Here is a 25422-nt window from a genome sequence, read left to right as displayed (position 1 = left end):
CTTCCTTCTCTCTTCCTTTGCGACTTTTAAGTTCCAATGCGACCAAAGCTTTCGGTATCTGAGCGTTCTCCCCGCAGGGTCGTAATTACGGGCATCGGTTTAATCACTCCTTATGCGGCTAGCCGAGAAGCATCCTGGCAGAAACTGCTCTCGGGGCAATCCGCAACCTGTCTGCTCGATGACTTGTCCCGACAGCTGAAGCGGCCTGTGGCAGGGGGAGTCATCCCCGACAGACAACTCTCATCAACTTCGCTGTCTGATCAAATTCCTTTTCAGCAAGAGCCATCAATCACATTAGCGCTGAAAGCCACCGCAGAAGCAATTCAGGATGCGGGGCTTGATATGCACCGGCTCCCCCGGGAAACTGCAGGCTGTGTCATCGGCTCCAGCAAGGGGGGAATGGCTGGCTTTGCACAAATGTCGGAGCTACCGCGAATGGGTCAGGAACAAACTGCGCAAGTTCATCCCCAGTTCTGGCAGCAGTGTTTTCCCAGTGCCGCCAGTCAGTCCATCGCCGCACATTATAATTTACAAGGTGCGGCACTATGCCCAGTCTCTGCTTGCGCGACAGGATTTTCAAGCATCATGCGCGCGGCCGAATTAATTCGCGAAGGAGTCTGTGATACCGTCTTTGCGGGTAGTGCTGATGCGTCACTGCTGCCAGCTGTCATCGGCTCTTTTCAACGCATGGGAGTTCTGGCAACTGACTTTCAAGCTCCCAGCTCAGCCTGCCGCCCTTATGATCAAAACCGCAACGGTTTTGTCGTCGGCGAAGGTGCCGGCATTCTGGTTCTGGAATCGCTGGAACAGGCATTAAAGCGAAACAAAGTCCCGTACGCGGAATGGATCACGGGGAGCATGGGTTCTGACTCTACTCACTTGATGCAATTCGATCCGTCTGCACAAAGTCTGGCCCGATTAATTTCCAGCACACTCAACCGATCCCATGTTAACCCTGCAGAACTTGATTACATTAATTTGCACGGGACGGGAACCCAGATCAATGATCTCTATGAAACCCGCGCAATCCAAAACGCACTTGGTTCTGAAGCAAGCAAAATCAGATGTTCCAGTTTAAAAGGGGGGATGGGCCACCTGCTGGGAGCGGCGGGAAGTGTGGAACTCGGTTTTACCCTGCTGGCGATGCGCGATAATCTGGTTCCTCCCACAATCAATCTGAAAGAGCCCGATCCCAAATGCACTCTGAATTACACGCCACAGAAACCGGCTCCCCAGGAGATCAAAACAGCGCTCAAGCTGTCGTTCGGTTTTGGAGGACACCTCGTCGCCGGGCTGGTTCGCAAGTGGGATCCGTCTCTCTGAAACGACTGACTATTGCACAAACCGGGCCGATTTGACGAACTCGCGGAATTCCGCTTCTGCTTTTAATAACTGTTCACGCGGGCCTGTCAGTTTAAGATAAAAATCACGGGGACTACGCGGTATGGCAACACCAATCATTCGCATGCCCAAAGCCACACTGGAATTGATCGCTGGTCCGGAATCAAAGGTGCCTCTCAGATCGAGCCAGATGGCATCAACATGATCGATGCGAATCGTTTCCTGCAGAGGTGCTTCTCCAGGTGGCAACTGAAACTGCCCCTTCCACCTTTGAATATTGGCGTCAATCCCACCTCCCACAGAAGAAAGGGTCAACTTCACTCCGTTTCCTGCCTGAGGAATTTTAAAGCTGGCGGAAATCATTCCCTGTTGTGCCGGCGTCAATGCCACCTGCTCCCATCCCGCGGGTACCCGAAACTGAATCCCGTCAAATTCTTTGACTCCAGCTGCTTGCTGTTCTCCCCGATCGGACGGTGCATTTTCAGCAGGCAGAGGTTCTGCTTCGGGGATCGGTAAATCAGTCCTCGATTCATCCTCGGTTGAACCACAGCCATGAATACTGACTGCGCAAAGAATTACGACTTTTGAGTAAAAAGAGCGCCACTGTTGAATCATTGCCTGCCTCACGATGCCCCTCTATTGGGGATCGTATTGTTTGAGAAGATAATATCCGTTTCAGGGCATCATTTTATCAATTCCGGCTGCTCTCAACCAGAGCTGCCGCATCGTCGTTATACTTTTGAGAAAGCTGGATGATTTCATCCCGAATCTCAAAATAGGCATCGATGACATCCGAATCCCACTGAAAACCTTTGCCTTCGCGGAAAATGATTTCCAATCGTTCCAGCGGCATTCCGTTTCGGTAAGGACGATCACTGCCCATCGCATCATAAGCGTCGGCCACGGCAATAATTCGCGCCATCAAAGGAATATCATTCCCCTTTAACCGATCGGGATAGCCCATACCATCAATCTGCTCATGGTGATTCCGAATTCCCGGTAGTATATTTTTTAGTTTTTTAATCCCGGAAAGAATTTTATATCCGATCATGGGGTGCTTCTGGATCTGGGCAAATTCTTCGTCAATCAATTTGCCTTCTTTCCTTAGAATTCCATCATCAACTCCGATTTTACCAATATCATGTAACAGCCCCGACAGATAGATATTCTGCAGGAATTCCCCGGTATACCCCAACTGCTTGGCCAGTTTCTGTGCAATCAAAGCGACCCGCTCGCTATGACCTCGTGTATAAGGATCCTTAGCATCGAGTGTCGAGATAAACGACTTCACAAAACTCAACATCAACTCTTCCTGTTGAGCGTAAAGATCGATATTTCTCAGGTGAGTGCCTAAAAATGAAGCCACCGAGTTCAGCAAGCTGGCCTGAATAGTGCCATATTCTTCGCTTTTCAGTAAATTACAGCTGAGAATCCAGCCATAGGAATTGGAACCATCGGAGATTGGTACGAGAACCAGATTATGCAGATCAGGAAATTCAAGCGACAGCAGTGAACTTTCTACCTGGTTAATGACCAGTGGTTGATTCCAGTTAAATCCATCAAACTGTGCGACAAGTCGAGCCAGAGAAACTTCATCAAACCCCGCTGTACTGTCAGACATAAACTGCGATGTATTGCCTTGACCTTCAAACCAGATAATATTGGTTTCCGCTTCGATCAGAGTCCCAATTCGATCAAGGCACAATTTTCCTAGCTGTTCCGGACTTTCGGAAATCTTGAGATGCTGAGCCACTTCGTGCAACAGACTGATTTCCTCGAATGTCTCATCCAGACATTCGGACAGATTATCCACTTCCTCGTTTAAAACAACAAGTTGCTGTTCCTCTTCGATGTGCAGGATTGCCAGACTTAATAAAGCATGCAGCGATTTTGTGTCCAGAACTCTTTGATGTTCCAGCCAGGCGTCCAGTTCCTCAGCAGCCCACTCTCTCTGCACGGCCGCTAATACCATTTCAGTCAATTTGCGTTTCTCTTTGGAAAACACAAAACCGGCGGCTGCAATTTTATGAGCTTCATCCTCAACAAGAGGGAGTAGAAAATGAGTCACTCCATTTGTATTTTCGATCAATGTTAAGCCATCGATGTGCTGAATTTCGTTGAGAATATCCTGAGGAAAGAAGGGCAGTGACTGCGCATTCGTTTTGTCTAGAACGATTCCATTATCAGAATCGAAACAGAACATCGTCAGGCCAGTCAATTCAGAAATTCGCTTCATACGGCTGATGGCAAGATCGATTTTTGCATCTGAGTGCAAATCCAGATCCCATTCGCCACCACATTTACTGAAGTTCGACAACTTCTTCAATGAGTCCGTTGTTCCTAATGCCATAAGTCTCTTCTCTACTTTCTAAAGGAATATACCCAATGAAAAGTTAGTTCGTAGACTCCGGCTCGCAAATCAGTTTTAAAAACAGGACCTCAAATGGCTTATCTTTCTAGAAAACAAGGGCTTTTTGCAGCAGAAACGCTGAAATGACGGTGAAAATCTCATTATTCCCTGAACAGTGAACAACGGATTCAATATTTCAGCTCAGACCAGCAATCTATAGCCCACCTCGTGAGAATTGCACGATCGCCGAATAGAACTCTATGAATAAGCCTTTTATAATAAAGCACTTAAATCGACGAAATCATCTCATCCTTGAAGTAGAATTTCACCAGAAATTTGAAGAGCGTGTTCACTATTTTGTGACTCAACCCAAGTTGATTTTCAGGGCTGGAAGTCGGGTTTTGCCGGTAAGTAAAATTAAACCGGATCTACCCCCTCACAGATAAAATGATTTCCCAAAATTCAAAATCACCAGTGTGAATACTTCATAACCAGGGAGCTGAAAGCATTCAGACAGAACGCCCGGGAAGAGCAGGGGAAGAAGATCCTGATAATACTGACTTTAAGGATCAGAATCACTTTTACGATATCGGGCACTCACCTGATTTAACTGCTGTCTCTCTTTTGGTGTTAACGACTCCAAACCAAATTCATGAACCTTATGCAGTAATAAATCAAGCTGTTTTTCAGCGTCCCGATTCTTTTCTCGCTCCCGAAGCTGTTTTTGGAGCTTCCGCTTTTCCCGCCATTGCTGAAAAAATCCCGCCTGCTTCTCAACCAGTTGGCTGCTAGAACGTTCCAGGCTGGTATAGCCTTGTGAGAAATCATAGCCGAATATGGAATCATCGAATGAATCTTCCCGATGAGCTGACGTAAACTCGATTAAATTCAGCATCAGTAACAGCGCGCTGAAAAAGACGACCCACACACTAGACGTACACAGTCCAATCACCATTCCCAGACCACCGACCCAGAAACTGACATTGAACAGAATCATATGCACGACTGTTTCATCAAAACGCCGTGAGAGAATAATCTGCAAAACCTTCCCACCATCCAAGGGAAGTACGGGAATCAAATTGACCAGCAAAAGCAGCCAATTTAGGTTGAAGATCATCAATAAAATGTCCTGCCCCAGATTAGTACTGAGCTCAACAACAGGTAACTTGATCGGATTCAAAGACGCTGAAAGATGATCCGACCAGATCACAGCAGGAATTGTAATCGCACAGAGCAGCAGATTGACGGCAGGACCTCCCAGAACCGTCATCATCCGAGCCGAAACCGAACGCCCTGGACTACAGGGCACAAGGCCTCCTAAAGGCCATAACACAATCTGATCGGCTTCTCCGCCTCCCATGCGACAGGCAACAACATGCCCCATTTCATGCAGAAAAACGCTCAAAAAGAGGACACCAAATATTAGACTCCCTAACCCCAATGAATAATGGGACCAGAAGACGAGCAGTAACACAGGCAGAAAGATGCTCACACGAACCTGGGTCAGGAACCAGGTTCCAATTGGGAATGACCAGTGCAATGGGTTCGAACGACTCATTTTACGAAGACCTGAAGAATTTAGTCACGGAAAAACCTGAGAGACAGCCTGACTCCTGTTTGATCCAGAACGCCTCCCCTGTTGCGGGCCCTGCTCATACCAATATGTTATACACTGGAGAAACCATTGGCAATTCCACTCTTTTGCACTTAAGAAATCATACTCCATTCAGCCCTCTAAAACATCCCCAAAAGTTTTTTCTCACCAATCCCGTCGGCAATTTTTGTCAAAATCTCCCATTCCGGATCTCCTGCCTGATGAACGCAATTCGTTGAAATTGCTAAGACCCCCACGACTTCGTCACCTTCTACGACCGGGACAGCATAAGATTGCTGCGCCCCAAACTTTTGGAGCCATTCCGAAGAACCTTGCAGACCAGATTCCTCACCTCGTAATGTACCAATCGCCGGAGTTCGTTCTACAACCGCTTTCACAATCCCTAAACCGGTATTTTCCAGTGACACCTCTTGGGTAACGGAAGCAAATTGTTTACGTACCTGTTCATCCATTTCAGTAACGGCACGGAAACCAACCTGGATCAGTTTACCCGTTTCACACCGCCAAAGACCGATGGCCCTGCCTCCTAAAACATCCATAATCCGGTCTAAAACAGAAGAAATGGAGTTTTTCGATTGAAAAAGTTCTTCGAACTGAGCCACGATTTCTTTCATTTGTTGCGCGTCTACCACTTATCTACTCCAATCCATCGATCTTCAATTAGATTTTAATTCTACATGTTTACAAATCGCTCAATCCACGTTATCTACCTAAATCAAAGGTACCTGCAAGCAAGCAGTTCAAAACCTTTGACCTAATATGCCTGATGCTATATATAGATAATCCTTGAAGGGAACGTTATCTACCGTATACAATGGGTTTAGCTCACTATTTTCGATACAGTGAGCCACAGACTCATTTCTGCGCGTGATCATACAATTACGGTACTCACATTCCAATCGATCGTATTTATGATTCGTTACACATTCAAAATCTCTGAAAACTACAATATATTGGACGACTGATTATGGATCTTCCAACTTGCCCATCTTGCGGAGCGTCAGTACTTGATGAGGACGCAACAGAATGCCCCTTCTGCGGTGCGTCAATGTCTAAATCTTCTTCTGGTAAGCCTGCCAGCGGAAAGAATCCGCCTTCTAAGGAAGCTCCGGGACAGAAACCACAACTCACTAAACGACCAAAACGGGAAACCGTTTCGGATGATGACCCGTTTGAACTGGAACGTCAGCAACAAGCCGGAAAAGCAATTCCTTTATTACGCAAACCTGTGAAAGGGAAAATGTTTCGGGTTGTGTGCCCCATGTGTGACACTCCTGGATTCGCTTCTCCTAAAGTAGTCGGAAAAGAAGTCAAATGCCGTAACCCGGAATGCCTGGCGCCGGTCTTTCTCGTCCCCGACCCGGAAGCCAAGGATCGGAAACCGGCAGAGCCGGCTAAACCACAGGAAAAGAAAAAATCAAAACTGCCCCTGATCGCTGTACTCGTCGTCGTCATCGCAGCCTTGGGAGGTGGCTATTACAAATTAACCCAGGTCCCGGATGGCTCAGACCTGGCAAAACCATTTGATCTGCCAACAATTTCAAATGCATCTCGCAAATCGTTTCTGCCCGACAAGGATAAACCAAAAGTCAACCCACTGGAAAATAATCCCCAGACAGACCAGCAGACAACCAGCAAAAATAATGTCGCTCCCGTATCAACCGCTGCAATCCAGAACAAAGCGCTTGAAACGATTATTGAACTTTCCCGCTCCCGGGAAAACCGCAGCAAACCATTCAGCCGCCGCCTGGCTGCCGAGGCCTATGCGATCTCGGGAGATATTAAAGCCTCCCAAGCACAGATCGACTACATTGACTCGGTCAAGCCAGCACTCCCGTTTTATAAATTATTCCCGTTAATCAAAATTGGTTGGATTCAGTTAAATCAGAAATCGGGAACAGAATTGCAAGAAACGCTGGCACAGACGATTCAACTCGCGAAACAGATTCCTGAATATGGTGGGCGAGACTCTCTCGATCTGGTCGCACGTCTGGCGGCTTTCTGGGTCGCAGCCGGTCAAGAAGACCAGGCAGTCGATTTGATCAAAAAATATCAAGCTGAAAACAGCCTGGCACAACTCTCAGCCTCACTGCAGATTGCGCATGAAACCAATCAATATGATTTTGAGTCAATGATTGATCTGCATCACCGCTGGGATTCCCCCCAGTGGGTTGCGACAACACTGATTCTGATCGCCCATGGTTATCCTCAAGAAGCCCTGAACTGGGCTGCTTCAGCTTCGGATCCAATGGAACGAACAGAAGCAGTCACTCAATGGTCACTTGCAGAGATAGAACAGTCGGTCAAAAAGAAACAGAAACCGGAAATCACGAAAATTCAACCGGCAGAAAAGAAACTCTCTCCCATCGGCAATGCGTTGATGTATGCTCGGTGTGCCAGAAAACTGATTTCCCTGAAGCAAACAGAAACGGCCCGAATTTTCCTGACAAAAGCAATCTCGTTTTTGTCAGACACATCAGTTCCCTCTCCCATCACTCTGGGAAATATCAAAGCAGTCAGTGAAATGACACTGCCCCAGGCTGCACCGCTGGAATTTCTCGCTCAGACATATCTTCAAATCGCGTGCGCCGAATCGGAACTGGGCCAAACAGCAGAAGCACTCAAATTCCTCAACAATTCTGTGCAGGCAATTCGTGCAATCGCCCCCAGCGTAGCTGCGGTCCAAGCCAAAAATAATGACGCATCCAACTTTAACTTCCGAGAACAGATTAAAGAAGCCCTGAATCTAGACTCAAGTGATCGCCTTCGCAGGGGAATCAACAACTACAAAAAACAGTTACGTAACCTGAAATCAGCTGCTGAAAACAGAGAAACACTTTTAGTGAAGCTGCTCTCACAAGCCGCACGTTCCCAATTAGCAACTCAGGCATGGAAGATCGCCGCAGAAAGCCAAAAGGCGACCAACGACAATCTGAAAGATGCGCTACTGGAATCCAGTCTGCCTGCCGTCATTCTGGAATCAATCAATCTGAAGAATCCCGATTTGAAGACTCAAATTGAAACCGCGTTGAATCAATCGGTCCCAAGTTTATCGAAACAGGACGCCCTGATTCAGCAGACGACTTCACTTGTCATGAATGGGAAACCGGAACAGGCCGCACATGAAATCAACCAGTCCGATTTGAAAAAGGCATGGAAAGGGCAGCTTTCTCTTCAGTTATTGTCCACTTTGTTGAATCAGTCAAAGCTAGAGCAGGCTATTCAATTCACAACCGCCATCAAAGACCCTGTCTTACGAGAGGACATGTTAAATACCATTGGTGCCGTTTCTGCTATTCAGGGGAAAATCGCTCCCGTGGACAAACTACTGCTAGAGAGCAACAACTATACTCCCACTGAAAGAATCTCTGGCTACCTGGGACTAGTCAGTGGAATCCAGGCCACAAAGAAAGACGAGATTCCCAGCACGCCCCCCTCAAAGGAACAATCGAAAAACCTGTAAGGTTCGATTCAGGTCGCTTGTTCTGTATGTCAGACCTGAGTTCTCATTTTTTTCTGATTGCTGTGGAACATCCTTAATTATTTTCAGGATGGCCCGCCGAATTTTTAATCTGTATTCGCTTGAAAATCATGACCTCACACTTAAAATGGACGTTTGTCACCTCCCCCTAAATCCACCTGTTCTACTTGATGTGAGTTTTAACGATTTCGGACTTTAGTTATTTCTTCAACCAGAGTTCCCTATTCATCACTTTCATTATAAACTAACATCCGCGAGAGGTACGTTTTGAGCCAGGGCAGCCAATCCCCAAAATTCAATTTCAGACTCTGGCAATTATTGTTGATACCATCGATCCCTAGAAATACATCATGGAGGAAATGTATGAGCCGCATTGCTCATGTTGCCTTAATCCTGTTACTCGGAATTTCCATCCCCAAAGCAGTCTCTGCTGAAGATAATTCTTCCCCAAATATCTCGCTTGTCCAGATCAATGCTGAAGGCATGATTGCAGACCTGAAATATCTGGTTCTCGATCTAGCTGATGACAAAAAAGGCTGGAGTAATCTTGATGAATTACTTCCCACTTTTTTGGAAGGGATCGATAAACAGCGCCCCATGCGAATCGATATCCTGCTGGGAGAAAATCAACAGGAACGATATCGGTTAATTCTCCCCATTGAGGACCTCGGAACTTTCCGTGAAGCTTTGGAAGTGTTCGAAATCTCTGTCAAGAAACAACGAAAAGGTCCTTATATCCTGGGTAACCTTTTCGAAGGGTTTATGAAATACCTCCCGAACTCCAAATATGTCGTCATCTCTGAAAAACTCTCTGAGGTAGACGAAATCAACGATCCGCTCAAACGGGTCCAGGAACTGTTGAATCAAAAATACGACTTCAGTGCATTGATTACCAATGAAAAAGAAGGGGTCGATGAGCGTAAAAAGTCCATGAATAATACCCGCAAACAGTTGCTGGCAGCTGTCAAAAAAAAGCGGGATGAAACGGAAAACGCATACGAACTGAGAAAACTGGCTTTCACCCATCAGATGGATGAAATCGAGCGACTTTTTGCCGAGTCGCAAAAGATGGTCATCGGCTGGACCACTGATGCTGCAAAAAATGAAGGGCGACTCGATTTTACCCTCAAAGCGATCGCCGGTACTTCTCTGGATGACAGCATTAAGCAATTTGCCACAAAACCAAGTTATTTTGCCAAAGTTCCAGTCAAGCAGGATGGCATTCTCAACGGCAGAATTAATCATCCCCTTGATGAAATGCGAAAGACAAATATCACTGCATTTTATAAATTACTCCTGCCAACACTCAAAGAACGAATTGCGAATAATAAAAATCTGACAGAAGAACAAAAGACCGCTGGTAGTAAAGTCGCTGAGCTCGTCATTGAAATGCTGGATGCCGGCAAAGAAACTTCCCTGATAGACGGCTTCATTGATACAAATCCGGATGGTGACAAATATGTCATGCTCGGAGGAATTCGATCAACGGACGGAGCCAAGCTCAAAGAAGTTGTCGAACTTCTTCCCAAGCTGATTATTGGACAAACCGTCGAGCTTGATGTCGTCAATGAAGAGTCTCTCAAAATTCATAAAATCAACATCGTAGAAAAACAACAAGCCGGTTTTTATGAACTGTTTGGAGCAGGGGAGGCACTTTATGTAGGCAGCACACCAGAAGCACTCTGGATGGCCGCTGGCTCTGACGCTATCGAACGTATTAAAACGGCAGCAAAAGCAGTCACAGAAGCCCCTCCTGAAACTATTAGCCCAAATGTAATTGAGTTGAACGTGAAGGCACTTCCCTGGCTAAAACTGTTTAACAAAATTCGGGATAAAAAAGGGAATCAGGAACTTCGTGAGATGGCTTTGAAATCCCTAACAAGTACCGACGACACGTTCACGTTTGTCATGAAACGCGATGAGGATACCATCGACGGAAAGGCAAAATTGGATAAAGGAATTTTGAGATTCATTGGCAATATCATTGCCAAGTTCTCCAAAGAAACACTTTAAGAGAATTGTCTCACAGCACAAAACAAAACCGCACAGAATTTAGCCTGTGCGGTTTTTTAAACTCTTCTGCCAGGAATCAATAATACAACACTGAAAGAAATGGGAATTGTGCTCTCGGTGACAAGGCCATACTCAATCCCAATCATCCATCATTTCTTCCAAGGCTTCTTCTTCAGTTTGATCGAGAGACAACCCTGCCAACTGATCTTCTACCGAGCTGGGAGCGACATTCGTTTTTTGATTATCAGAACTTTGCTGCTCTCTATTTTGTACTGTTGCTGCAACAACAGGTGCAGACTCAGGCTGCTGCTGTCTTTTTGAAGAATTGGGAGTATTTGCAACCCGCGAAAAGCCAGGTTGGGTAAACTTTCGTACCTTCTCTAAAAACTCTGTCTTGGAAAAGCTGGTCTTAATGATGTAATCATTGGCCCCTCCCTGGATGGCAGCCACAACCGTTTCTTTGCTGGCATCGGAGGTTAACATGATAATTTTCGTCTGACTGAGTACCGGATGAGAACGAAATGCTTTCAGCGTTTGTAACCCATCCCAGACCGCCATCTGCACATCAACGATGGCAATATCCGGAGGATATTCCAGTGCCTTGTAAAACCCTTCAGATCCATCACTGGCAACAGAAACAATGTACTCTCTACGTAAAAACGAAACCATCAGATTACGAAAGAGTGGGTCATCGTCTATCACCAGGACGCGGGCATTTGATTTTTCTGATGCTTGTAGCATGAGAGGAACCTACTACCTTAAAATATCACAACTTAAGATTGACTCGATGGAATGATAGAATCGAAGACTTCATTTAAAACAAGTAACATCTCCTGAGAACGGTTATCAATTTCAATTTTCTCAGTCACTTTGAATTCTTGATCAGTTAACTCTGTATCCGACTCGACTAATAGTTCTGCATTGCTCATGGCAAAATCTCTCGCCTATTCTGACTAACCCAAGTTGTAAAGGACCAGATCACCACTTCACTTCTGTGATGTCCGTTGTTAAAAAATAGGTCAGCTTTATCCAGATGGCTGAGGTTTCTAATAATTTTTGTATAGAAACAGATTGCTTCACTTCAGTATTCCACCCAGACAGTAAAACCCGAACAGTAGGGGAAATCCCTCCAAGAATGACATCCACTGAAATCGACGAAACTACTTGCTATCAAACCTGATAATCCCATCCCAATCGGCTGGAGCAACGCGATTTGAGCGAGTAATTTGCAATGCAAGAAAGTCTTGTGCCCGATCAGAGGGAGGAATGTCATGCAGCAACCGAAACGCCTCTTCCCATTCCCCTTCTACGAAACAGTCAACGGCTGTTTCGTAGCATGTAATTTGTTCATCGGTAAGGGTTTCTGCCTGCGTCTCGGGTGGAACCAATTCACTGACAACAACGGGTCTTTCCATTCCGTAGGGGAGAATTCGAGCCAGCTTTCGGGCTCGACCTTCCCTTCGATCCAGCTTACTCCTGACGATTTGCGCAGTCGCTTCATCCATTAAAACCGGAACTCGCAGATGTTTCGTCAGGCCTTCCAGACGACTGGCAAGATTGACCACCGGCCCAAAGACAGACACTTTTACCTGCTCACTGGTCCCAATCTTCCCAGCAACCGCTCGTCCATGGGCAATGCCGATTCCCATCCGAAAATCAGAGAGCGGGTGATCAGGCTGCAGCTTGATCTGCTCGAAAGCAGCACGTATCGCTAAAGCAGCACGACACGCATCCAACGGCGCCAAATCCGAAGAAAAGGGCCATCCCCAGAAGCCTAACGCAGCATCACCCTGAAAATCACCTGTCACGCCTCCAAATTCAAGAATATGCGATGTCATAACTCCTAATGCCTGACTGACTCGATCCAGTAAACCAATTAAGTCTTCCGACGAATCTTCAGCGTGCTGGCTGAACCCCCTTAAATCGCAAAACAAAACGGTCACATCACATTCCCGAGGTTCCAAAATTTCCGTATTCAGATTGTCTCCAATAGCTGAGAGAATCGGAGGGGCGAAAAATTGCCTCAAGCCTGCCTGCTGACGTTCCAGTTGATTGAGACGCCTGACTGATTTAACAATGGATGCAACCAGTTCCGTGAACTTCACATCCGCCTGGAGATCAATTCCACTGGTCCCCTGTGGAATTGATGCCTGATAAGGATGGTTCAGTTCGCCTGCTACATACAGCCCCCACTTAACTGAATCACCATCTTCGATCGGCGTACAGAATGCCCAATCAAATTCCGCAACCGCTGTATAGTCTTCTTCTTCCTGCGTTTCTTCTTTGGAAGCCCAGACGTGCAATACACTTCGTCTGCTTTTATTGACCGCTTCCAGAACCAGCCGTCCACTGGGATGGAAACCACCCTGAGTTTGACGCCTGCGTTCCCAGAAGGGTACCTCAACCCTATCTTCTGCATTCAAACGAACCACCGCGACAGCGTCCGCATGCTTCACGCCAGACAACAGCATCGTAACCAGGCGATGGTAGAGATCAGCATCATTTCGGGCATCCATAATCAGATCCGGCAAGTGTGCCAAAACATCGATACGCTGGTCAGCGTCACGATACCTGACTTTTAACAACTCATTGGGTTTGAACGTCACCTCCTCTAAAGGAGATTCGTGTGGCGATGCAAAACTGGAAACCGAATCCGTCAGACGAAATGTTGTTGAACCAATCACAAACGCACTACCTGGATTCAGCAGGAACTCATCCTGTTCCTCACCTGAAAGGAAAATTGCGTTCTCAGCAGCAGGATACCGTTTCACCAAAACCTGTTTCTGCTGTACCGTCAGCACCGCATGCTTGCGGGAGATTCGATCATCCCAGGGGACAGAAATCGGAGCTTCCAGAGACCGCCCCAATTCGAGTTCCTGCCCCATCTCCAGGCTGATTTTGCTGGAATTCTTCGGGTTCGCTCCATAGATCATTAATTCCAACAAGGAAATTCTCCCTCCTATTCCAAGAGAATGGTTTTAAATACCATTTGAATGATTGGGCCAACTGGCTGAGGTCGAGCCTTGTTCGGAACGTTTTTCCGATTGATGACGAGACCAGTCCCATCCGCGCCGTTCTGTTAAAACTCGCATGACAAAATACCAGACCGTAAAAATCAACAGACAACTCGTCACTAACACAATCAAGCCATATTCAATGAGCCAGCTGCGCATTTCCGCAACAGGACGCAACGCCATACTTCGCCGTTCCTGAACGACGGCAGTCCAACCTGTCGTACCGATCGGCGAAAAGGCTGCCAGCCAGACATTATCCTGATCATCTTCTGAAAGCACTGCTTCTACTGGATCATGAAAATCATCGACCACTGTCGGCAAAGCTCCAAATTGATTTTTCTGCTGGGCTAACCTGGATAATTGCAACTGATTGATATGCTTCTTCTTGAGTACCAGTCGATCGACCTCTTCACGGCTCATTTTCCGTAAAGTATCTGCTGTCATTTCTGGATGCGCCAATACTTTTCCATCACGGTTATCGATCAGAGCAATCTTGCGATCTCCGATTCGTTCGGAATTTCCTCGAATGCTTTCATCAAAGCCCGTCAGTAATTGGTCCAGATGCGTTGTTCGGGCCAAGACTCCCAGCACCTTCTCCTCTTTTAAATCCCAGACAGGAACCGCAATCGCCACCATCCACTGATTGGTAGCATCACTCTTGAATACCTGGCAAATATAAGGTTCCGTAATCGGCTTGATACCTTTAGGAGCCTTACCCTTGGGATACTCCAAACCGTGTCCATGAAAGTAGTCTCGATGAGAAAAATCCTGCCCAATCGTAGGTCTCACCGGATCGCGCCAGATTTGTGTTCCATTTGCATCGGTTAGAAACCAACTTGTGTCTTGCTCTCGTTTTAACTCGGCTCGTTTCTTATCAACAATTTCTTTCTCTTGATTCAAATAATCAGACAACTCCTGCAGCCTGGATTCCTCTGGTAGATCTTTATCCTGAAACTTCTGCAGGTTTTGTCGTAATAATGTTCTGGTGGAAAGGTCAACCAGTTGTTCCTTACGATCCTGAAGATCCCGCTCCATATATTGCGACAATAAATTCGCAGAGATGAAATCACTGCTGAGAGCCCGCGCTGTCAGGTTTTCCCGAAACTTATGCACCATTTGATTGACGGCTGCTCCCGCCACCGGGATCAACCCCAGAACCAACAGAAGTGGTGCAATGATGCCCAAAGCAATTAAAGGTCGGCGTGCCCGATGCCGCTCTCTTTGAAGCAAACTGCTCAGAACAGCTTGAGCATTAGGAAACCGTTTTTTCGGGTCCGTTTCGAGACAACGATCAACAATTTCAATCAATCGACGATCCACACCAGAGACCTTACGGTGTTCAGCAGGTCGGGGAGACGTTCGAATCAAATCCCGATAAGCCGTCAATTTTTCTTCCAGCGAATTCAGATTTCGTATCGCCTGTTCATTTTCAGACGTACGATAGGGAGCTTTTCCACACAACATGTGATAGAGCAGGGCCCCCAGCGCATATACGTCCCACCGCGAGTCAGGAACTGCCTGCAGATCTGCCTGCTCGGGGGCCATATAATATAAGGTTCCCAGGGATGGGCTTTGTTCGTCTGACAATCGGGATTGTCCAAAATCACAAAGTCGCGGTTCAAAATTAGCATCGAGTAGAATATTTGCCGGCTTCAAATCACAATGCAATATTCCTCGACCATGCGCGTGAACCAGTGCCAGTAAGACTGTTTTGGCAATCCGCACTGCTTCGGAGACAGGCAGAGGTCCAGCATCCAAAAACGAGGAAAGTGAACCGTTCTCCAGATATTCCATCATGTAATAGGGAGGGTCACTATTCCAACCAACCCCCTGTAAACTGATGATGTGCCGCGAGGTATATAACTCCGCCAGTTTCTCGACTTCTCGATTCAAGAGAGACCAGTCCAAACCACGGCGGTAGGTATAAAACTTAATCGCCACGTACTTCCCGGTATTTTCTTCCTGAGCAAGCCATACAGAGCCATAAGAGCCTTCTCCCAAAGACCGCATCATGACATATCCCGGGATTTTTGCGGGGAGCGAGAACCGATCTTTGCTCAAATGAGCCGCGTGCTCCTGCTCTTCAGGCGACTGTTTCAGAGTTTTTTCCTGAGATTCTATGCAATCACGCTCAGATTCCTGCTGCTCTAATGCAGGGTCTTCCGCAGGGATGTGAGTATTCTCTGGAGATTCGGATTCATTCATAGGAAAAACAGCTTTACTAACCCCTGCTTCCGAAAGGGTATTCCAAGTACAGATTCGATCTGGGAACACACCTTAACATTTTCTCTATTCTACGCAACGAACGTGCTCCTCTCAATGATTAATCTGAGAACGTAACTTATTGATTTTCAAGGTTTTTCTACCTTAGAAGGCTGCAAAATTCAGGTGCCGTGTTAGTTGTGAATTCACATGAATTTGACTACAATTTGAAGATGTTTTAAGGACTTGATTTCTGTAGCAAATTACGAAGCTTTTAACCTTGGTTTTAAGGCAAAACTGCTCACCAAGTTTAGAGCTTTTTTCAAGGAAACTGGCATCCATTTCAGCGTAATCAAATCGTTTCCAGTGTATCAGATTTAGCCCCAGTGTTTTCTCTAGAGAGACCGCTTGTACTGATTACACACATTTGGAGCTATCTCCAAACAGACAACAATTAAGACCAAACTATCTGTAGTTAAATTCCTTAAGGAGAACAAGGATTGGCTAGCGACAACGGCGAAGAGCCGAACATTGATGCAAATATTAAATACCTGGACATCCAGGACGAAATGCGTGACAGCTATCTCACTTATGCGATGAGTGTGATTATCAGCCGCGCGCTGCCTGATGCACGCGACGGTTTAAAACCATCACAACGCCGAATTCTTGTTGCCATGAACGATTTGAACCTGGGAGCGAGTTCATCCCGGGTAAAATGCGCAAAGATTTCCGGCGACACCAGTGGTAACTACCACCCTCATGGTGATGGCTCCATTTACCCGACACTGGTCCGTCTAGGACAGGATTGGGTCATGCGAAACGTCCTGATTGACAAACAGGGCAATTTCGGGTCTCTGGCAGGGCTACCACCGGCGGCCATGCGTTATACCGAAGCTCGACTTTCTCCAGTCGCTGCCGAAATGCTGGACGATATCAATCGAAATACCGTGGACTTTGTTCCTACATACGACCAACGAAATGATGAACCCGTTGTTCTCCCTTCCAAATTTCCCAATCTGCTGGTCAACGGCTCCAGTGGGATCGCGGTCGGTATGGCAACCAGCATTCCCCCTCAGAATATGGGAGAAGTCTGCGAAGCCGTCACACTGTTGATCGACAATCCGGAAGCCACCATTGATGACATTCTACAGGTCATGCCTGGTCCGGACTTTCCCACCGGTGGTATCATCTGCGGTCGCTATGGTATCAGGAAAGGTTACGCCACAGGGCGATCAACCATTACACTCCGTGCCCGCACGCATTTCGAAACGGAAAAGCAGTCAGATGTGATCGTCGTCACGGAAATTCCCTATATGGAAACACGTGACCGGATCCGGGAAAAGCTGGAAACACTGGTTCGCGATGATCGCGTCAAGGGAATCTCACGCATTGTCGATCTGACAGACCGCAATGTCCCTCCCTGGAAAGTTCATCTGCAAATCATCCTGAAACGAGATGCAGACAAAGAAGTCGTGCTCGCTCAGTTATTCAAGTTTTCGCCGCTACAGAGCACCTTCAGCATCATTCTGCTGGCACTGGTTGGAAACCGCCCGGAAACGCTGTCTGTCAAAGAATTAATTCAGCAGTTTATCCTGCATCGCATTGATGTCATTCGCCGACGAACCGAGTTTCTACTCGCAGAAGCACGCAAGCGAAAACATACCGTCGAAGGTTTGATGATTGCGCAGATTGACATCGACGAAGTCATCAAAACGATTCGCAATTCTCCCAGTCGTGCTGAAGCCAAAATCAGCCTGCAGGGCATGCAGGTAGATGGAAAATTAATCGAACGCGCACTCGGCGAAGATGGATTTAAGGAATATCAGAACGAACAGGGGGTTCATGAATATTACTCTCTGTCAGCCAATCAGGCCGAAGCCATTGTCTCGATGCAATTAGGTTCTCTGGCAAACCTGGAACGCGAAAAATTGAGCGATGAGCATAAAGAACTGCTCAAAGCCATTTCGGAATATCTGTATTTACTGTCTGATGAAGATCATATTCGGGCTGTCATTCGTGATGATATGCTGCACCTCCAAGGCAAGTATGCTGACAAACGGCGCACCGATATTTCTGATGACGAACTGACCGATGTCAACCGGGATGATCTGATTACAGAAGAACCCATGGTTGTGACACTCTCGCAACGGGGTTATATCAAACGTACGCAGCTGAATACCTACCAGGCGCAAAATCGAGGCGGAAAAGGGATCAAAGGCGCTAAAACCGACGAAGAAGACCCGATCGAGCACCTGTTCGTTGCCAGCACACACTCCTATCTGCTGTTTATCACAAACCGAGGACGCGTCTATTGGTCAAAAGTCTACGACCTGCCTCTTCAGGGACGTACAGCCAAAGGACGTGCGCTGGTTAATCTGCTCTCTCTTCAGGAAGATGAAACCGTTTCCAATTGCGTCGCTGTACGGGAGTTTGATGAAGAACGCTTCCTCGTCATGGCAACACAAAATGGAATCATCAAAAAGTCGCCTCTATCGGCCTACAGTCGCGTACAGCGCGGCGGCATCATCGCGATCAAACTTGACGACGACGATGAGCTGGTCGAGGCGCTAATTGTCTCCCCGGGCGAAGACTTATTGCTGGCGACTTCTGAGGGAATGGCGATTCGCTTCGCTCAGTCTGACGCACGTAGTATGGGACGCAACACACGCGGCGTAAAAGGGATCAAACTTTCCAAAACAGGACATGTAATTGGAATGGTGATTGCCGATCCTGATAACTGTTTATTAACTGTTTGTGAAAACGGTTACGGTAAAAGGACTCCCTTTGGATTCATCCCCACGACTGATGAAACGGATGAAGAATTACCCGAAACAGACGAAGAGGTTTCTGCCAGCGAGAGTGACGTAGAAGAAGAACCGGATGCAGAACAGGAAACACGTAGCGGAATGCACTACCGCCGTCAAAAACGGGGAGGTAAAGGAATCCGAGACATCCGCACCTCCGCTAGAAATGGCCAGGTCGTCGATATTCTGTCAGTTGCTGAAGATGATGAAGTCCTCATGGTAACCAAAAATGGGATCATTCAGCGCGTGCGAGGACGAGAAATCAGCCAGGTGGGTCGCAACACACAGGGAGTGCGAGTCATCAAACTGGATCAAAACGACAAGCTCGTCTCGCTGGCACGAATTCCTGCCGAAATTGTTGATGAATCTGAGGGTGATGAGCCTCTGAATCTTTCAAACACAGTTGAAGAGTCTACACCTGAAGGAACAACAACAATCGAAGATCAGACAACAGAAGACAATAATCCAACATCTGACCAAGAATAGAGATTTCAATGAAGAAAATATTATTGACTGGTGGTTGCGGGTTTATCGGATCAAACTTCATCCGTTATCAACTTTCAGAGTACCCGGAAGTATCAATTACAAATCTTGACAAGCTGACTTACGCCGGCAACTTGGAGAACCTGAAGGAGTTTGAATCACACTCCGGCTACACTTTTGTCAAAGGCGATATTACGGATCAGGATCTTGTCAACTCACTATTAAAATCAAATCGCTTTGATGCAGTAATCAACTTTGCTGCGGAATCACATGTGGACCGCAGCATTCTTGATTCTGGTCCCTTCATCCAAACCAATATTGTGGGAACTCAGGTCCTGCTGGATGCCGCTCGCAATCATAAAATCGAGCGATTCCTTCAAGTTTCTACCGATGAAGTTTATGGTAGCCTGGGTGCAGAGGGCCTCTTCACAGAACAAACTCCACTTGCCCCTAACAGTCCTTATTCAGCGTCGAAAGCAGCTGCAGACCTGCTTGTACGAAGTTATGTTAAAACATTTGATTTACCGGCAATCATCACGCGCTGCTCCAATAATTACGGCCCCTACCAATTTCCGGAAAAACTGATCCCTCTTTTCATTTCCAATGCGTTAGAAGATCAGCCAGTACCAATTTATGGTGAGGGTAAAAATGTCCGTGACTGGATCCATGTCCTTGATCATTGCCGGGGAATTGATGCTGCATTGAGAAAAGGAGAAGCGGGACAGGTCTATAATTTTGGCGGTAATGCGGAGATGCAAAATATTGAAATCACACGATTATTGCTCAAATTACTAGGAAAACCAGAAACGTTAATCCAATATGTCACGGATCGCCCTGGCCACGATTTGCGTTATGCCATTGACTGTCGAAAAGCAGAAGCAGAATTAGGTTGGAAGCCAGAAATGGAATTCCACGCCGGCTTGGAAAACACCATCAAATGGTATCAGGAAAACCGGGATTGGGTAAACCGAATTCGTTCTGGAAAATACCTTCAGTACTACGACCAACAATACGGAAACCGTTTAAACAACTAGCTGTTTTCAAAATACGCGTTCGAATTCGAAAAACGCATACTCGCGAAATCCATTATGAGTAGATTACAGCTGAAGAAGAAATCCTTGAGAGCATTATGAAAATCGCAGTTATTGGTACCGGGTATGTCGGTCTTGTCACAGGCACTTGTTTTGCTGAAAGCGGAAACGATGTGACCTGCGTCGATATCGATGAAACAAAAGTACAAAAACTCAAGGCGGGAGAAATCCCGATTTATGAACCCGGCTTGGAAGAAATGGTCAAGCGGAACGTCAAAGCCAGGCGGCTGTTTTTCACCACCGGCTATAAAGAAGCAATTCCGGACGCGAAATGCATCTTTATCGCCGTCGGTACGCCACAAACAGAGGATGGCTCTGCCAATCTAAGCAGTATCTGGAAAGTAGCCGAATCTCTGGCTCCCCTCTTATCAAAAGAGGCCATCGTTATTATTAAAAGCACAGTTCCGGTCGGCACGAACCGAAAACTGGCCGAGCAACTAAAGGCACTCACAGGTAGAGAAGTTGATGTCGCGTCAAACCCGGAATTCTTAAAAGAAGGTGCCGCGATTGATGATTTTTCTAAACCGGATCGCGTTGTTGTCGGAGCTTCACGACCGGAGGTTTCCGAGGTCTTGCACGAGCTTTACAAACCATTTTTGCGCACAGAACACCCTTTTCTATCCATGGAACTGGAAAGTGCCGAGATGACCAAATATGTCGCCAATTGCATGCTGGCGACAAAAATCAGTTTCATTAACGAAATGGCTAACCTCTGTGAGCGCGTGGGGGCCGATATTAATCAGGTACGCCGAGGCATCGGTCACGACCAGAGAATTGGCTTTTCATTTCTGTTCCCCGGAGTCGGCTACGGTGGATCCTGCTTTCCCAAAGACGTCTCAGCTTTAATCTCAGTTGCTAGAAACCAATCGATGGAACCCACCATCCTAAATGCTGTCGACCAGGTGAATACCGCACAAAAAAGAGTGTTGTTTGAAAAAATCAACCGTTACTTTAAAAGCGAACTGAAGGGAAAGACATTCGCCATCTGGGGACTGGCATTTAAACCCAAAACAGATGACATCAGGGAAGCTCCCTCTCTTGTCCTGATCGATCAGCTATTAGAAGCAGGAGCCACGCTGAAGGTCCATGATCCCGTGGCCATGGAGAATGTCAAAGCGAAATATGGGAATCAACTTTCTTACTTTGATCACCACTATGATACGCTTGATGATGCGGATGCATTAGTCATTGTCACTGAATGGAATGAATTCCGGCACGCAGACTTTGACTACATTCTCCACAAGCTGGCAACCCCTGTAATCTTTGATGGGCGTAATTTATATGATCCGGAAAGTATGAAACAGAAAGGAATCGAATACTTTGGAATCGGTCTCAGTTCTGTCAAAGAACAAACCTGATTCCACACCGCATCTGATTACTGATATACAAAACCCGAAATTCCTATAATCCTGCGAGGCACCATTTCGTCTAACCACGAACATCACCTTGACCGGTTACCTCTTGAAAGAATACAGCATGGACCACGAACTAAAAGATAAATGTACGGGAATCATGGATCGCATCCTCAAACTACGAGACTCTCTTTGACTATGCTGCCAAGAAAGAACGAGCTGCGGAAATCAATGAATTGATGGGCGCCGCCGGCTTCTGGGACAACCAGGAAAAGGCACAGGAACTGGTTACGGAAATGCGTCAACTGCAGTTGATTGTGAAGCCCTTAACTGAACTGATTTCCGGTGCAGAAGACCTCGAAGTTCTGCTGGAATTCATTGAAGAAGAGGGAAGCGAAGAAAGTATTCCAGAGCTTACCGCGACTGCAAATCGACTGGAAACATCCCTCGATCAACTGGAACTTCAGGCAATGATGTCGGCTCCTGAAGACGGCTCTGCCGCCTATCTCAGCATTCAGGCAGGAGAAGGGGGAACGGACTCGTCTGACTGGGCAGAGATGTTGCTGCGCATGTACCTGCGCTGGTGCGAACGCCGCGGGTTCAATGTCGAAATTCTGGATCGATCTGATGCAGAAGAAGCCGGCATCCGCAGTGCCACGATTCGCATAGAGGGCGATTACGCTTACGGCTATCTCAAAGGAGAAACCGGAAATCATCGTTTAATCCGCATCAGTCCCTTCGATTCCGCCGGACGTCGCCATACATCCTTTGCAGCCGTCGATGTCTCTCCGGACATGGGAGAGATCGCCGAAATTGAAATTAACTGGGAGCAGGACGTCCGCGAAGATACCTATCGGGCCAGCGGAGCAGGGGGGCAGCATATTAACAAAACGGATTCTGCGATCCGCCTGACTCACCTGGCATCGAACGTTGTTGTGCAATGCCAGAATAATCGCAGCCAGCACAAAAATCGGGCCGAAGCTCGCAAAATGCTCAAGGCAAAACTGTTTCAGATTGAACAGGAAAAACGGGACGCTGAACTGGCAGCAAAACGAGGCGGAAAATCCAAAATTGGATTTGGAGGCCAAACGGTTCGCAACTATGTGTTACACCCGGAACAGTATGTTAAGGACGCCCGCACCGGGTACAAAGCTGGTAATCCCGGTCCCATTCTAGACGGGGATCTGGACGGGTTCCTGGAGTCATTTCTCCGCTGGGGAATGACAGAAAATTAGTCTACATCAGCTTAAAAACGTGTTTTAAACTTTGAGACTGGAGAGAACATCATGCCGCGTAAAACAGTTAACTACATCGTTTTAAGTGCTTTGTTCCTGACGAGTTGCCAGAAAGTCGAACACCCTTCGCCTCCAGCAAAATCAAATGCAGAACCCCAGGCAAAAGAAGTGGTAACGGCGAAAACCAATCCGAAAACCACTGCCGAGCCTGCAGGCGAGATCATCCCTGAGACTGGCCTGACGGACGAAGAAATTGCAGCTGGCTGGATCGCTTTATTTGATGGACACAGCCTCTTCGGTTGGAAAGCCAATAATGACGTCAACTGGCACGTTGAGCAAGGTGTGATCAAAGCGGATTCTGGGAAACCCGGGCTGCTACTGACGACATCTCCTTTCGCTGACTATGAACTGAAATTTGATTTTCGTTTAACACCGGAAACAAATAGCGGGCTCTTTCTCAGAACGTTTTTTGATCCCAAGGACCCCGGCAAAGATTGTTACGAACTCAATCTTTGTGATCAGAAGACAGAATATCCAACCGGGAGCTTAGTCGGTCGCAGTAAGATCCAGGATCCCGTTCCCGCAAGTCAGGAATGGCAATCATTCGTCGTACGTCTGGAAGGCCCAAAAATTCAAGCTTCACTCAATGGGAAAGAAGTTCTGAATTTTACAGATACATCCAAGAACCTCCGTAAAGTTGGTTTTATTGGTCTCCAAAAAAATGAAGGCCCAATTGAATTTCGTAAGATCTATTTGAAGCCCTTGCGGATGTCGACTATTTTTAATGGTGTTGACCTCGCCGGCTGGCGTGTCGTCCCCGGTTCGAAAAGTAAATTTGAAGTCGTCGACAGTACGATTCATGTCACTGCCGAAAAGCAGGGCTACCTGGAGACAGAAGAAACCTGGGACAATTTTCTGTTTCAGGCAACAGCAAAATCCAATGGCACAGCGCTGAACAGTGGCTACTTCTTTCGTGCGATCAAGGGCTCTGAAAAGGGCATGGCCAATGGTTATGAAGTACAGATCCACAACGGAATCAAAGACAAAGACCGTACCAAACCAGAAAACGCAGGTACCGGTGCCATCTTTAGAAGAACCGAAGCCAGGCGAGTCGTCTCAAATGACAACGAATGGTTTACCACAACCCTTTCCGCTTACGGCTCTCATATCGCTGTCTGGATTGACGGCTATCAGGTGACAGACTGGAACGATACCCGAAAGCCAGATGAGAATCCCCGTAAAGGACTGCGACTGAAAGCAGGACATATCAGCCTGCAAGGCCACGATCCAACCACGGACCTCAATTTCAAAGATCTGAAAGTCAGCACTCTGCCTGTGGAATCGCCTTGACCTGCAAACTGCGATTGAGTGCCTGGAATAATTCCTGTTCGGGTGCCACTTTACAGATCACGGCTTCGATGCCCAGCAGTTTCGCAGCGGTGATGGTTTCCGGATGTGCCAGGCCCATCACTCCAACGATCGGAGCCACTAAGGTCCGTGTCTCCAACTGGTTCACTATCATTTCCCATGGGTCCAGATCGATCATCAATAGATCGATGGCCTCGTCGTTCATCGTGTTTGCAATTCGTCCTTCCCAGGAAACAATCCTCTCTTCCAGCATTTTCCGATAGGTACGGTCACCAGATTCGACTTGGATCAGAGGAGCTCCCCCTTCTGTATCGAATCGGAGTGAGCCGTCAGTGGCTTCAAGTTGAAAGATCTCATCTCTGCCTGCGGTCAGAGGAAACGCTGCTCGGCCTCCCCTGATAATCTCCCATTCCAATTTAAGCCGTGTCGAAACACAACGCGCGGGAACACGGATACCGAGAGGCCAGATCGTTCTAGTGCGACCATCGGCTTCACACCACACACCATAGCAGCAAACAAAGCGGGAAATAGGAAAACGGCTGACTAGATCAGACAATGTACGTGGTCCAAACTCATCCGGCCAGTTCTGACAAATCAGGATCAAATCGGGAAACGCCTCCTCGTCTGGAATTGCCTCCAGACTGGCACACGAAACAATCTGTGCGCCCCGGCAGATTTCACGAACTGATTCAAGTACAGATCGCATTTCACAGGTTTGATCGTTGCCAACAATCAGTACACACTTCTGCGGGGGGGTATTCATCAGCCAATGATTTCTCGTCAAATGAGCATAGAAGCATATTCTTTCAACATGCTTTATACCCTAAACTACCATTTTTAGAAAAGACCGCTCTCTGATTCGGTCCAAGATCGCTCAAGCCAGATCTCTCTTGCGAAAACTGTCATTTTTTGCCATAAATCACCCTGTTCTGCGTGGAACGGTTGCCGCCAGAAAAATCTGATAGCACAAGTAGTTACACCTTCGGCAATTTTAAAGTAGAAAAGGATTTCTTTACTTTGCTCGACCCTCCTTCCCCAGAGCTGTTAAAACGCTTAACAAAGTTCAAGCTCTG

The 25422-nt window shown here is 47.1% G+C and carries 16 protein-coding genes; 8 read left to right on the top strand and 8 right to left on the bottom strand.

The features are described 5' to 3' along the window. Positions 1 to 36: 36 nt before the first annotated feature. Positions 37 to 1323 carry a beta-ketoacyl-[acyl-carrier-protein] synthase family protein gene (locus Pan241w_RS12165; protein WP_145215742.1) on the top strand — a complete coding sequence of 429 codons (1287 nt, stop codon included), beginning with the start codon at positions 37 to 39 and terminating at the stop codon, positions 1321 to 1323. 9 nt (positions 1324 to 1332) lie between these two features. Here Pan241w_RS12165 and Pan241w_RS12160 read toward each other — a convergent pair whose 3' ends face one another. From Pan241w_RS12160 to Pan241w_RS12145, 4 genes are all read right to left on the bottom strand, one after another. Next, positions 1333 to 1956: a hypothetical protein gene (locus Pan241w_RS12160; protein WP_145215739.1), complete on the bottom strand. Its 624-nt coding sequence runs from the start codon at positions 1954 to 1956 to the stop codon at positions 1333 to 1335. 76 nt (positions 1957 to 2032) lie between these two features. Continuing rightward, positions 2033 to 3691 carry an HD-GYP domain-containing protein gene (locus tag Pan241w_RS12155; protein WP_145215736.1) on the bottom strand — a complete coding sequence of 553 codons (1659 nt, stop codon included), beginning with the start codon at positions 3689 to 3691 and terminating at the stop codon, positions 2033 to 2035. Positions 3692 to 4253: 562 nt separating this feature from the next. Beyond that, positions 4254 to 5249 (bottom strand): M50 family metallopeptidase, encoded by a 996-nt coding sequence (locus tag Pan241w_RS12150; protein WP_145215733.1) that lies wholly within the window; start codon positions 5247 to 5249, stop codon positions 4254 to 4256. 176 nt (positions 5250 to 5425) lie between these two features. Continuing rightward, positions 5426 to 5938 carry a GAF domain-containing protein gene (locus Pan241w_RS12145; RefSeq protein WP_145215730.1) on the bottom strand — a complete coding sequence of 171 codons (513 nt, stop codon included), beginning with the start codon at positions 5936 to 5938 and terminating at the stop codon, positions 5426 to 5428. Positions 5939 to 6354: 416 nt separating this feature from the next. Here Pan241w_RS12145 and Pan241w_RS12140 point away from each other — a divergent pair, with 416 nt between their 5' ends. Together Pan241w_RS12140 and Pan241w_RS12135 are read left to right on the top strand one after the other, a co-directional pair. Further along, the gene (locus tag Pan241w_RS12140; RefSeq protein ID WP_145215727.1) at positions 6355 to 8769 is read left to right on the top strand and encodes a hypothetical protein; all 2415 of its coding nucleotides are present in this window, start codon (positions 6355 to 6357) and stop codon (positions 8767 to 8769) included. A 381-nt stretch (positions 8770 to 9150) separates the two neighbouring features. Continuing rightward, positions 9151 to 10800: a hypothetical protein gene (locus tag Pan241w_RS12135; RefSeq protein WP_145215724.1), complete on the top strand. Its 1650-nt coding sequence runs from the start codon at positions 9151 to 9153 to the stop codon at positions 10798 to 10800. A 132-nt stretch (positions 10801 to 10932) separates the two neighbouring features. Here the strand turns inward: Pan241w_RS12135 and Pan241w_RS12130 are convergent, their stop codons facing one another. From Pan241w_RS12130 to Pan241w_RS12120, 3 genes are all read right to left on the bottom strand, one after another. Further along, positions 10933 to 11541 carry a response regulator transcription factor gene (locus Pan241w_RS12130; RefSeq protein ID WP_145215721.1) on the bottom strand — a complete coding sequence of 203 codons (609 nt, stop codon included), beginning with the start codon at positions 11539 to 11541 and terminating at the stop codon, positions 10933 to 10935. 419 nt (positions 11542 to 11960) lie between these two features. Continuing rightward, positions 11961 to 13745, bottom strand: coding sequence for an adenylate/guanylate cyclase domain-containing protein (locus Pan241w_RS12125; RefSeq protein WP_232107431.1), 1785 nt, complete (start codon positions 13743 to 13745; stop codon positions 11961 to 11963). A gap of 33 nt (positions 13746 to 13778) precedes the next feature. Next, on the bottom strand, positions 13779 to 16019 hold the full coding sequence (locus Pan241w_RS12120; RefSeq protein WP_145215718.1) for a serine/threonine protein kinase: 2241 nt from the start codon (positions 16017 to 16019) through the stop codon (positions 13779 to 13781). Positions 16020 to 16516: 497 nt separating this feature from the next. Here Pan241w_RS12120 and gyrA point away from each other — a divergent pair, with 497 nt between their 5' ends. From gyrA to Pan241w_RS12095, 5 genes are all read left to right on the top strand, one after another. Then, complete coding sequence (gyrA, locus tag Pan241w_RS12115) at positions 16517 to 19306, top strand: DNA gyrase subunit A (protein ID WP_145215715.1); 2790 nt, start codon at positions 16517 to 16519, stop codon at positions 19304 to 19306. An 8-nt stretch (positions 19307 to 19314) separates the two neighbouring features. Then, positions 19315 to 20337, top strand: coding sequence for a dTDP-glucose 4,6-dehydratase (rfbB, locus tag Pan241w_RS12110; RefSeq protein ID WP_145215712.1), 1023 nt, complete (start codon positions 19315 to 19317; stop codon positions 20335 to 20337). Positions 20338 to 20432: 95 nt separating this feature from the next. Further along, positions 20433 to 21752: a UDP-glucose dehydrogenase family protein gene (locus tag Pan241w_RS12105; protein WP_145215709.1), complete on the top strand. Its 1320-nt coding sequence runs from the start codon at positions 20433 to 20435 to the stop codon at positions 21750 to 21752. Positions 21753 to 21870: 118 nt separating this feature from the next. Further along, positions 21871 to 22981, top strand: a protein-coding gene (gene prfB / locus Pan241w_RS12100) for a peptide chain release factor 2 (RefSeq protein WP_198000482.1) whose coding sequence is annotated in 2 segments (ribosomal slippage) — positions 21871 to 21939 and positions 21941 to 22981 — 1110 coding nt in all. Because the reading frame shifts where the segments join, the coding sequence is not laid out codon by codon here. Positions 22982 to 23032: 51 nt separating this feature from the next. Beyond that, on the top strand, positions 23033 to 24331 hold the full coding sequence (locus Pan241w_RS12095; RefSeq protein ID WP_145215703.1) for a 3-keto-disaccharide hydrolase: 1299 nt from the start codon (positions 23033 to 23035) through the stop codon (positions 24329 to 24331). Here Pan241w_RS12095 and Pan241w_RS12090 read toward each other — a convergent pair. Continuing rightward, positions 24303 to 25112, bottom strand: coding sequence for a hypothetical protein (locus tag Pan241w_RS12090; protein ID WP_145215700.1), 810 nt, complete (start codon positions 25110 to 25112; stop codon positions 24303 to 24305). The genes Pan241w_RS12095 and Pan241w_RS12090 overlap by 29 nt on opposite strands. Positions 25113 to 25422: the final 310 nt, after the last annotated feature.

It is taken from the genome of Gimesia alba (assembly GCF_007744675.1).
Classification (GTDB): domain Bacteria; phylum Planctomycetota; class Planctomycetia; order Planctomycetales; family Planctomycetaceae; genus Gimesia; species Gimesia alba.
This window is presented reverse-complemented; position numbering and strand designations above follow the sequence as displayed.

What these genes read in the sequence shown, in the direction of transcription:
- Pan241w_RS12165 (WP_145215742.1), top strand. Translation starts at nt 37, where the DNA reads ATGCGACCAAAGCTTTCGGTATCTGAGCGTTCTCCCCGCAGGGTCGTA.
- Pan241w_RS12160 (WP_145215739.1), bottom strand. Translation starts at nt 1,956, where the DNA reads ATGATTCAACAGTGGCGCTCTTTTTACTCAAAAGTCGTAATTCTTTGC.
- Pan241w_RS12155 (WP_145215736.1), bottom strand. Translation starts at nt 3,691, where the DNA reads ATGGCATTAGGAACAACGGACTCATTGAAGAAGTTGTCGAACTTCAGT.
- Pan241w_RS12150 (WP_145215733.1), bottom strand. Translation starts at nt 5,249, where the DNA reads ATGAGTCGTTCGAACCCATTGCACTGGTCATTCCCAATTGGAACCTGG.
- Pan241w_RS12140 (WP_145215727.1), top strand. Translation starts at nt 6,355, where the DNA reads ATGTCTAAATCTTCTTCTGGTAAGCCTGCCAGCGGAAAGAATCCGCCT.
- Pan241w_RS12135 (WP_145215724.1), top strand. Translation starts at nt 9,151, where the DNA reads ATGAGCCGCATTGCTCATGTTGCCTTAATCCTGTTACTCGGAATTTCC.
- Pan241w_RS12130 (WP_145215721.1), bottom strand. Translation starts at nt 11,541, where the DNA reads ATGCTACAAGCATCAGAAAAATCAAATGCCCGCGTCCTGGTGATAGAC.
- Pan241w_RS12120 (WP_145215718.1), bottom strand. Translation starts at nt 16,019, where the DNA reads ATGAATGAATCCGAATCTCCAGAGAATACTCACATCCCTGCGGAAGAC.
- rfbB (WP_145215712.1), top strand. Translation starts at nt 19,315, where the DNA reads ATGAAGAAAATATTATTGACTGGTGGTTGCGGGTTTATCGGATCAAAC.
- Pan241w_RS12105 (WP_145215709.1), top strand. Translation starts at nt 20,433, where the DNA reads ATGAAAATCGCAGTTATTGGTACCGGGTATGTCGGTCTTGTCACAGGC.
- Pan241w_RS12095 (WP_145215703.1), top strand. Translation starts at nt 23,033, where the DNA reads ATGCCGCGTAAAACAGTTAACTACATCGTTTTAAGTGCTTTGTTCCTG.
- Pan241w_RS12090 (WP_145215700.1), bottom strand. Translation starts at nt 25,112, where the DNA reads ATGAATACCCCCCCGCAGAAGTGTGTACTGATTGTTGGCAACGATCAA.